This window comes from Streptomyces sp. B5E4 (assembly GCF_039871555.1).
Lineage (GTDB): Bacteria > Actinomycetota > Actinomycetes > Streptomycetales > Streptomycetaceae > Streptomyces.
The window spans coordinates 1-1087 of sequence record NZ_JBDPMI010000075.1; the positions used below are offsets into that span (position 1 = coordinate 1).

1 protein-coding gene and 1 pseudogene are annotated in these 1087 nt (G+C 70.7%); one reads left to right on the forward strand and one right to left on the reverse strand.

The genetic code is table 11. The annotated features are described in order from the left end of the window. Positions 1-223, forward strand: a pseudogene (locus tag ABGA99_RS36505) (hypothetical protein); the annotation flags it as partial. Here the strand turns inward: ABGA99_RS36505 and ABGA99_RS36510 are convergent. Beyond that, positions 224-1006 (reverse strand): IS5 family transposase, encoded by a 783-nt coding sequence (locus ABGA99_RS36510; protein WP_347584283.1) that lies wholly within the window; start codon positions 1004-1006, stop codon positions 224-226. Between the last annotated feature and the right edge of the window lie 81 nt (positions 1007-1087).

Below are 1087 nucleotides of genomic sequence, written 5' to 3' on the forward strand. Positions count from 1 at the left end.
TGAGGTGCTTGCTCCTGAGTACCGCAGGCTGCTGGCCGTGCTGGAGGCCGGCAGCGGCGGCCAGGGGCTGCGGGCGAGGGACCTGGCTGCCCGGTTGGGCCTGGAGCTGGTGCCGGCGAAGGTCGAGGGTGTGCGGGTCAAGGCAAAGCGGCTGGTCGCGCGTGGCTGGCTGGCGGAGGAGCGGCCGGGTCTGTTCGTCCTGCGATGCCGGCGCAGTGAGTGATCAGGTGCGGTGGCGGGCGAGGCGGCGTCCCATGAGCATGGCCATCGACCAGTGCACCACGGCTTCGCTGGTGGCGGGGCGCGTCTCGTAGTCGCGGGTCAGGCGGCGGGAGCGCATCAGCCAGCCCAGGGTGCGCTCCACACACCAGCGCCGGGGCAGTACGACGAAGCCGCGGGTGTCGTCGCTGCGTTTGACGATCTCCAGGGTGAGGCGCAGTCTGTTCCTGGCCCAGTCGACGAGGCGGCCTGTGTAGCCGCCATCGGCCCACACGAGCCGGACCTTGCGGTGACGGGCCAGCAGGCGGGGCAGCATGCCGCAGGCGGCGTCCCGGTCCGTGACGTCGGCCGGGGTGACCAGCACCATCAGCAGCAGACCAAGGCAGTCCACGATCAGGTGCCGCTTGCGGCCGTTGATCTTCTTGCCCCCGTCGAAGCCCCGTGAGCGTGCCGGGACGGACGCGGCTGCCTTGACCGACTGCGAGTCGACGATCACGGCAGTCGGTTCCCTCTCCCGTCCCTCGCTTTCGCGAACCCGGGCGCGCAGTCGGTCGTGGAACTCGGTGATCAGGCGATGGTCGCGCCAGCGGCGGAAGAACGCGTAGACGCGGTCCCAGGCGGGAAAGTCCGCGGGCATCGCCCGCCACTTGATCCCGTTGTCCACGAGATACCGGATCGCGTCGATCATCTGCCGGTGGCAATAGCCCTCCGGCCGGCCGCCCTTGCCGTTCATCCACGCCGGCACCGGTAGCAGGCCGCGGACCACCGCCCACTCCGCGTCGGTCATGTCCGACGGGTAGCGTCGCACACGCCCAGCACGATCGGCCGCGTTGCCGTACACGTGCGCGAGGCAATCACACGGCCGGGC

Coding starts and splice junctions, on each gene's coding strand:
- ABGA99_RS36510 (WP_347584283.1), bottom strand. CDS start 1,006: ATGACCGACGCGGAGTGGGCGGTGGTCCGCGGCCTGCTACCGGTGCCG.